Annotated in this window: 7 protein-coding genes; 2 read left to right on the top strand and 5 right to left on the bottom strand. The window is 58.9% G+C overall.

Translation table 11 applies throughout. The features are described 5' to 3' along the window. Nucleotides 1-93: 93 nt before the first annotated feature. The 5 genes from ACFPMG_RS07265 to ACFPMG_RS07245 all read right to left on the bottom strand — a co-directional run bounded on the left by ACFPMG_RS07265 (nucleotide 94) and on the right by ACFPMG_RS07245 (nucleotide 6,078). Nucleotides 94-2,142: a hypothetical protein gene (locus tag ACFPMG_RS07265; RefSeq protein ID WP_376994519.1), complete on the bottom strand. Its 2,049-nt coding sequence runs from the start codon at nucleotides 2,140-2,142 to the stop codon at nucleotides 94-96. Nucleotides 2,143-2,147: 5 nt separating this feature from the next. Next, a complete protein-coding gene (locus ACFPMG_RS07260; RefSeq protein ID WP_376994518.1) occupies nucleotides 2,148-4,016 on the bottom strand; it encodes a hypothetical protein in 1,869 nt (622 codons plus the stop codon). Between the two features lie 3 nt (nucleotides 4,017-4,019). Further along, entirely contained in the window at nucleotides 4,020-5,309 is a 1,290-nt protein-coding gene (locus tag ACFPMG_RS07255) for a tyrosine-type recombinase/integrase (RefSeq protein WP_376994517.1), read from the bottom strand. 139 nt (nucleotides 5,310-5,448) lie between these two features. Beyond that, a complete protein-coding gene (locus ACFPMG_RS07250; RefSeq protein WP_376994516.1) occupies nucleotides 5,449-5,718 on the bottom strand; it encodes a thermonuclease family protein in 270 nt (89 codons plus the stop codon). Between the two features lie 162 nt (nucleotides 5,719-5,880). Continuing rightward, nucleotides 5,881-6,078, bottom strand: a complete 198-nt coding sequence (locus ACFPMG_RS07245; protein ID WP_376994515.1) for a DUF1674 domain-containing protein — start codon at nucleotides 6,076-6,078, stop codon at nucleotides 5,881-5,883. 154 nt (nucleotides 6,079-6,232) lie between these two features. On the opposite strand from ACFPMG_RS07245, the gene htpX reads away from it, so the two are divergent. Both htpX and ACFPMG_RS07235 read left to right on the top strand, forming a co-directional pair. Further along, nucleotides 6,233-7,123, top strand: a complete 891-nt coding sequence (gene htpX / locus ACFPMG_RS07240; protein WP_376994514.1) for a zinc metalloprotease HtpX — start codon at nucleotides 6,233-6,235, stop codon at nucleotides 7,121-7,123. Between the two features lie 93 nt (nucleotides 7,124-7,216). Next, entirely contained in the window at nucleotides 7,217-8,149 is a 933-nt protein-coding gene (locus tag ACFPMG_RS07235; RefSeq protein ID WP_035676730.1) for an exopolyphosphatase, read from the top strand. The last annotated feature ends 8 nt before the right edge of the window (nucleotides 8,150-8,157 follow it).

The following is an 8,157-nucleotide window of genomic DNA, read 5'->3' as shown; positions in this document are numbered from 1 at the left end:
CGCCATCCTCCATCGTACCCTCCGCGTCCCGTGAGCCCGCGCGCAATCTCGATCACGGAACCCGGTTCGGGAAGAAGGGGGCGTTCGTAACGCTTACCGTATAACGCGGAACCGGTGTGCTTGGCCCAGGCGCTCCGCCTGCTTGTACGCCAGCTGGTTGCGGGTATAGCGGTCTATCCAAAATCCCGTGTGGCGCCCGTCAATGACGAAGCACGCGCAGCCGGCACACACCGAAGGCTCCCGGGTGGCGAAATTCGGTGCCCTGTTCAGCCATGATGTGGTGCCTGCGAGCGCATGACAGCGCATGCTTTCTGGTACCATGGGCAAGCAATTCCCGTGGGGGGCAAACCAAAGGCGTAAGTCGTATTCATTGACGAATCTCTGAGTCGTTTTCCAACCCTCAGTGATGCTTTGACCCCTCAATCGCGCGCTAAGTTCGGCAATGTGCTGTTCTAACTGTTCACCCATACGGCCGGCGACCAAACTCCGGCCGGTGGCCATTTCGAACATCAAAAGATTGGTTTGCTGTCTCTGCACTGTCGACAGAGGCTCAATCTGAAGTGGATTTCGTCCCCAGTAACCTTCCTCCGTCATGGCCTGGCTTAGATGGTGGAAATGCATCTGCAAGGCTGGAAGCAATGTAGGGTCGACGCTTAATGCAAAATTTGCGTATAGCTTACGGAGTTGGTGTGTTTTGATGCAGCGGCCTCGTGTCTCTCTGTACTGAACAAGGTCATTGTCGTCTACGGGGTGTGCTGATTGATCCGGAAGATGTGACAGTGAAACCCAGTTCCCGACAAAATGTTTGATATTCCTGCGCAGGTTCATTGATTTCATCACGGCGATGGTCGTTCCAGACATCGAGAGCCCGCCATGAGGGAATGTGATCAGCAAGCGATTGATACCCGACAATGTGCGATAATGGGCAAAAAGAACATTCAAAACTATCAAGGCGCGAACCGGCAAGGGAGTGTCTGTACTGCCAACCGGGCGCATGCCAATCACCCATTCTACCTCACGCGGCGTTTCCTCTGTCTTGGTAAGGACGGTGCGGACAATGAATATCTCGTTCAAGCCCGTGGAACTCAGGTCGATACGGACGCAAGAGGGAAGGCCAGTCAGAGGGTCCATACCTGCAGGAAGCCCGCAGATCTCGGATATGCGCATGCCTGTGCCGGCCTGAATCGTAATAACCGCGGCTTCGCGAACGGCATGGATAAGACTGCGCAGGCACCCAACGACGGGTTTTCTGCCGCAGCGCGAGGTGCGGATATCGTGAAGGCTGCCATGCCAAGGAGACGTCTCCCCAGGCAGCCATGAAAATTCGAACGACTCGGCGACCAGCCTCTGCCGCTGATACCGCGCTGTCCGTTGAGTGCCTGGCCCATTTTTATGACGTCCAGGGCTGCGGTCGCGGGCGCTCACACATTTCTGATGCAAGCGGATGACGTCGTCCGCAGGAGGGCCAAGGAACCAAGCCGCTTTGTTCAGGATGGGAATTGCCACTTCGTCAGGCAGGGGTTTGATCCAGCCCAAAGATTTGGTCGCGAGGTCGGCGGCCAGCGACTTGATCGTACGACCGTCCCACGGAGTGGCTGGCATAGAAGCGATTCCAGCCGTCGCCAATATCTTGCGCTGTTGCCAGAGAAGGATGGGAATTCGCAATCTGGAAATGGCTTGGGTGGTGCTGACGCCGCTTTCGTTGTCGTCCGCCAAGGCCTCGGCCATATCGTTCCAATAGGCGGCTAGCGCGCTGCTGCCCAACTCAGACGGCATCCTAAAGTTGTTCTTTACCATCCAAATAACGAAAACCCTCAAGCCTGTATTCAGTTGGCCGGCTGAGCCTGGGCCGAGTGGTTTGCGTCGGTTGCCGCCGACTGTGAAGAGCGACCAGATGAATCGTCGCAGCCAGTCAAGGAGGTCGTGATGCACCGGGTCGGTGAGCCGACGACCGTCCGGAAGGCCAAAGTTCCAAACGATGGCAGCTTCATTATATTGCGCTCCTGGCAGGGGGTTGTCGAAGATCCAACAGTCGTCACCCCAACAGCTTCGGCTCGACACACGCTCTCGGATCAGTCCGGGATCCATGCGTGTGTACAGAGGCGATGCGGTGCTGGATTGCAGAATCTCAGCGGTCAGCATAAGCGTTACCCCACCGGCGGAAGGTCAAAAGCGAATTTGGCGGCTTCAACCCTCTTCGCAGCCGGCACGAGCGCGATCAGGGTTGTAAGATCGGTCAGAACAGGAGCCCACCGGATCAACCACGCTTTTGCCGGAAGTCGACTCTGCGCGTCGTAGATCGCCCTGTGAAGTGCCAAGTAGAGAGCGACCGAAGCTGCATCATCGACATTGGCCGCGGCGAGTGGGCAACTTGGGCACTCACCGTAGGCGGTGCAGAGGCGACCTTTCGACTGGTTCGGGCGGGGGCTCTCCATAGGATCAAGGCAGAGAAATCCCGGTGTCGCCGCGCCGCGGTCCATGCCCGCGGTGAGCACGCGTGCGCGTGGGTCGATTACGCCGTAGCTCACTCGCCAGCGTTCTCGAAGCAGAAAAATCTCACCCAGCCTCTCTTGATATCGCCGCTTTGTGCCGTCGGAGGTGTAGTGAGACCAGACGACCGCTGCGTCCTTCTGCCGGCCCACGGCCTTTGTCAGCAGGATATCGCCTGTGAGCAGATGGACTTCGTCAAGAAGGGTCGGCCGAATCTGTCGCAAAGTGAACGGCTTGAGTGCGTGGTCGGTGATGAAACTCGCCAAGGCCACACGCCAACAGCTATCCTGCGAAGGACCTAATACACCCCGGAAGGCTTTCGCCGCTTTGTTGCCTCTTGGCTTGATGAAGAGAAACAGCCGCGAGTAGTCCCGTGGATCAGCGACCAGTCCACGAGTACGGGCCAGCATACTTTCCAAAAGATCCAGCAACATCGCTACCCCGACTCCTGGTGTTTGGCTGGCGTCAAGCACCACCATAGGATCCTCGGCCGCGCGTTCTTTTCGACCTATGATCCGGACGATTGGCACACCAAAGCGGGTTGAGCGCTCAACTTTTGCTGTATCTAAACTAAGAATCGTCTCGGTATTGAACGCTGTCGCAATCGAAAATAGTATGACAAAAGGAACAATGTCTCGTGGCAACGGATAGAGATGCCTGAAGATTTTTGTCAAGCCCATACCTGACTTGCGAATTGCTCTATAGAGAGCAGGGTTGTCGGCACGGATATCGGATAGAGTGGGGATGACTTGTGGATAGCTTCGATCGACCTCCGCAACACAGGTGGCTAGACTCTGGTAGTTAGGAGGCGCTGCCTGTAGTGCCTCGCAACCAGCGTTCAGCAGGGCTTGGCCTTCCTTCCAACGAGTGGCAAAGGCAAGAAGGTCGCGTTCGGCAGCGTTCTTTATAGCAATTAGGTGCTCGCGATCTAAGCGTTGGACGGGAGTGACCTTGTGATCCAGTAATGGCCAGGGGGTCGAAGGCATCGAATCGATGATTGTGTTGGCCGCCATCGCCCATCTTGGAACCTTCCTGAGAGCTTGGATCATCGATGAAAGAACTCCCCAGTACATTGAACGGGATTTTGGGGATGCTGGCTTTCCAGCCTGTGTGGCTGTCGATCGGTTGAGCCAAGCTATAAAGGCACGTAACAACACTTGATCTATGTTATCGAGTGCGATCAATTTTACGCCAGCTTCCATAAGAAAACGGAAAAAGCCTGTTTGAAGAATATAAGATTTATTTCGGCGGGTGCATTCTGTTTTTGACCTAGCCCACAACAAGAATGCTTCGGAAAATGGTTCGGCGAGATATGGGGTCTCAAGCAAAAAGGATAGTTCGATCTCTTGCCGGCCAGATTGCGGTCGCGGAAAGACTGCCATTAGGAAAGGTACGCCGGTGTGCGGCTTGATACCTCGTACGATCTCAGATCTAGCCAGCTTCGAGGTGTAGAACGGTGCGATGTCAGCTGCATTCCGCGCCTGCTTCACGACTGAGGCCGGAACAGAAGGCTTGATTCGAGACATGGCTCAGAGACCAATCAGCTTGTGGACATCAATGAGACGCTCGCGTTTCCCGAAAATATCGACGTAGCAGAGATAAGTATTTATGGTCGTGTTTAAATGCCTGTGGCCAAGTTGTGCTTGGATTTTTTTCCAGGGCTCAGCATTTCCTCCCATTTTTTCGGCCCAGTAGGTTAGAACCGCATAAGTGTGACGGAGGTCATGAACACAGTGTTTGGCCTTTTTGACCTCAGTAACGGCCCCTGTTTCCGGATCAATTCTAGAAACGATGCGGATGATGCCCGCCCGAAGACACGCTTCCTCGACGACCTGCTGAAAGCGTCGATGCGTAAGCGGCCGGCCCGGCGCGTTGCTCTCCACTCCGGCCAAGAAAAGGTCCGGTGCCTCTTTACGCCCCGTCTGTCGGCCGGCGCGCGCCGCTTGCGCTCGCTCACCGTCGATGTAGGCAAGAACGTCCAAGGCAAGCCAATTAGGGATTGCAACAGTCCGTGCCACCTGTCCTTTCCCCGTGATTGTCAATCGTTGATCTGCCAAGGGAGCCTCTGCATCAGGGTGCATGGTGAGAAACTGATATTTCGTCAGTTGGTGGATTTCATCGTTCCGCAATCCAACAAAGACGCCGATATCGCCAATCAGCCGGTCCCGGCAGGGGCGCGCATCGCCATTTCCACGCTCGCTTGCGCGTGGTCCCAAAGCTGAGAGAAAAGCCCTCAGTTCAGCATCAAAGAACGGCCGAACGGCGCTCCGGCTGGGACGTCGCCTTGGCATAAGATCCGCGAGCGTCCTCATGCAATGGACATTGCGGGTATCTGCTGAAGCGGGGGTAGCGAGACCTACTCCTCCGGTTGGTTGTCGGCTCTCAGGTTCGCCAAGAATGTCGCCATCGTACCAGCAGCGCTGTCCGGCAAACTTGTAGAACCCGAGAATTGCGGCCATGCGGCCCGCGATCGTGCCCGTTGCATAAGGGTGGCCGGTCTTCGGAGAAACCGCCTGGGAGTAGACATCCCGATAGGCGATCAGGTCATCACGCGATGCGCGGCGCCAATCATCGACATCGATCTCGAACAGAAAGTTGAACCAGCCAGCTAGAGCATAAGCGATGTTGGCCCAAGTGTTCGGTGACGGAGAACGGCCGCTTTGAGTATACCGTTCGCGGAGGAAGGTTGTGGGGCTCGCAAAAAGACGCATGCTAGGTGTAAAAAAAAGAGCCGGCTCTCTCTTTTTGAGGCCAGACGTTTCTGTATGGTTGATAAAAACAAAGACCTCTTCATTGGTGGTGGTTTCTGGATTGTTCATAGCACTCCTCCGAAGGCCGTCATGCGGAGATCATTGGCCTAAGGAAAGATTGTTTTCTTTTAAGGGGGATACAGTGCGCTATGAACATTTTTGCGCTTCGTGGCCTTCGATCTGCTATTGAGCGCGAAATAGCCAGACCCTAAAGGCGTTGCCTATTGGGATGACTTCGTATTTCCGGAGCGTCCAGCCCGTCCACCCGGATATGGGTTTCCACCACCTGACCCAGCCAGATGGTGGCGCGCACCAGCAGCGTGTCGCCGTCCAGAACCTCCAGCACCTCCGCCGGGATCGGGCCGGGCAGGGCGGGTGGAGCGGCCTGGACGGTGCCGGCCTGCAGTGTGCAGAGAAGTGCCAGCCATATCCCGGCGGAGCGGGACGGGCATGGGGTGATGGACTTGAACGATCCCATGACGCGACCTCTCCGGGCACCGGTCCGCGAAGGGGCGAACCGGTCACAGAGTAGGGCGCGAAGAGGAACGCATCAAGCACAACCTAGGCATTATGTCCTGGTTACGTATGTATTCAATTTCAGGACAGGGGTGTTCAGGCAATCGGTCCTATGGGCGCCGGCTTAGAAGTCCGAGCAGCGGCCCTTGAACTCCCAATCGCCGAAGCGGGTCGGCTCCGGTCCCTGCGGACCGCCGATCTCGCCGGGCATCTGCTCGGGTCCCTTGGCGCCGGTTTCGGGGGGCGCCTCGGCGTCAGGCTTCGCGGCATCGGGCTTCAAGGCCTCCTGCGGTGCCGGGCCGGTGGTCTTCGTCTCGGTCATGGCCGTCCTCTGGGGTCGGGTGCGGTGCTGGGCCATCTTGAACGATGCCTTCCGCCAAGCCCATATCACCAGACAGGCCCCTCGGAAAGCCCCGCCGGGGCCGTCTCGTCCAACCAACAGTGAAACCGTCCAGAAGATCGCCCGGAATATCGCCATGAGCAGCTATGTGAAGACCACCATCCTCCTCGCCGGCCTGACCGCCCTGTTCATGGGCATCGGCTATCTGATCGGCGGCAAGGGCGGCATGATGATCGCCTTCGTCATGGCGTTGGGCATGAACCTGTTCAGCTACTGGAACTCCGGCGACATGGTGCTGTCCATATACGGCGCGCGGGAGGTCGACGCCTACACCGCCCCCGAATATTACGGCATCGTCCAGCAGCTGGCCGAGCGCGCCGGCCTGCCGATGCCGCGCGTCTACATCATGGAGAACGACCAGCCCAACGCCTTCGCCACCGGGCGCAACCCGGAGAACGCCGCGGTCGCCGCCACCACCGGCCTGCTGCGCCTGCTGAGCCCGGAGGAGATCGCCGGCGTCATGGCGCATGAGCTGGCCCATGTGAAGAACCGCGACACGCTGATCATGACGATCACCGCGACCATCGCGGGCGCCATCTCCATGCTCGCCAACTTCGGCATGTTCTTCGGCGCGTCGCAGAGCAACAGCCAGAACGGGCAGGGCGGCAACCCGCTGGGGCTGATCGGCGGCATCCTGATCGCCGTCCTGGCCCCCTTCGCCGCGATGATCGTCCAGATGGCGATCAGCCGCACCCGCGAGTACGAGGCCGACCGCATCGGCGCGGAGATCTGCGGGCGCCCGCTGTGGCTGGCCGACGCGCTGACCCGCATCCACACCTACGCCCACCAGATCCCGAATTACGCGGCGGAATCCAACCCGGCGACGGCGCATCTGTTCATCGCCAACCCGCTGCACGGGCGCAGCCTGGACAGCCTGTTCTCGACCCATCCGAACATGGAGGAACGGGTCCGCCGCCTGCGCGGCATGGCCGGCCCCTCCTTCATGCCGCGCAGCCCCTGGGGGTGAGCGGAGACGGATCGGTTCGCGGTTGCACGCCGAAAGACGTACGTCTACCTTCCCTCCGCTTGCCGATTGTGGGGCGATCAGGGGGAACACCGCATGTCCGATGTCACGAAATACCGCCTCGTCACCCGGTCCGACTTCGACGGGCTGGTCTGCGCCGTGCTCCTCAAGGAGCTGGGCATCCTCGACGAGATCAAGTTCGTGCATCCCAAGGACATGCAGGACGGCAAGGTCGAGATTTCCGACCGCGACATCACCACCAACCTGCCCTATGTGCCCGGCGTCCATCTCGCCTTCGACCACCATCTGTCGGAGACGATCCGCGTCGGCAAGCGCGACAACCACATCATCGAGGCCGACGCCCCCTCCGCCGCCCGCGTCGTCTACAATTACTACGGCGGCAAGGAGCGCTTCCCGACCATCTCCGACGCGATGATGGCCGCGGTCGATCAGGCCGACTCCGCCCAATACGGCATCGAGGACATCCTGAAGCCGCAGGGCTGGGCCCTGCTGAACTTCATCATGGACGCGCGCACCGGCCTCGGGCGCTTCCGCGATTTCCGCATCTCCAACTATCAGCTCATGATGGAGCTGATCGACTATTGCCGCAGCCACGGCATCGACGAGATCCTCGCCCTGCCCGACGTGAAGGAGCGGGTGGACCTCTACACCGAGCATGAGGCGAAGTTCTCCGACCAGCTCGCCCGCTGCAGCACGATCCGCGGCAACGTCGTGGTCGTCGACCTGCGGCGGGAGGAGACCATCTACGCCGGCAACCGCTTCATGATCTACGCCATGTACCCGGAAGCGAACGTGTCGATCCACGTGCTGTGGGGCCTGAAGCAGCAGAACACGGTGCTGGCCTGCGGCAAGTCGATCATCAACCGCAGCTCCAGGACCAACATCGGTCCGCTGATGCTGGAATACGGCGGCGGCGGGCACGAGGCGGCGGGCACCTGCCAGGTGGACAACGACAAGGCCGAGACGGTGCTGGAGGAGATCGTCGGGCGCATGCGCGCCGACGGCTGACGGGAATC

This window comes from Azospirillum himalayense (assembly GCF_042657465.1).
Lineage (GTDB): Bacteria > Pseudomonadota > Alphaproteobacteria > Azospirillales > Azospirillaceae > Azospirillum > Azospirillum himalayense.
This window is presented reverse-complemented; position numbering and strand designations above follow the sequence as displayed.

What these genes read in the sequence shown, in the direction of transcription:
- ACFPMG_RS07255 (WP_376994517.1), bottom strand. Translation starts at nt 5,309, where the DNA reads ATGAACAATCCAGAAACCACCACCAATGAAGAGGTCTTTGTTTTTATC.
- ACFPMG_RS07250 (WP_376994516.1), bottom strand. Translation starts at nt 5,718, where the DNA reads ATGGGATCGTTCAAGTCCATCACCCCATGCCCGTCCCGCTCCGCCGGG.
- ACFPMG_RS07260 (WP_376994518.1), bottom strand. Translation starts at nt 4,016, where the DNA reads ATGTCTCGAATCAAGCCTTCTGTTCCGGCCTCAGTCGTGAAGCAGGCG.
- htpX (WP_376994514.1), top strand. Translation starts at nt 6,233, where the DNA reads ATGAGCAGCTATGTGAAGACCACCATCCTCCTCGCCGGCCTGACCGCC.
- ACFPMG_RS07245 (WP_376994515.1), bottom strand. Translation starts at nt 6,078, where the DNA reads ATGACCGAGACGAAGACCACCGGCCCGGCACCGCAGGAGGCCTTGAAG.
- ACFPMG_RS07235 (WP_035676730.1), top strand. Translation starts at nt 7,217, where the DNA reads ATGTCCGATGTCACGAAATACCGCCTCGTCACCCGGTCCGACTTCGAC.
- ACFPMG_RS07265 (WP_376994519.1), bottom strand. Translation starts at nt 2,142, where the DNA reads ATGCTGACCGCTGAGATTCTGCAATCCAGCACCGCATCGCCTCTGTAC.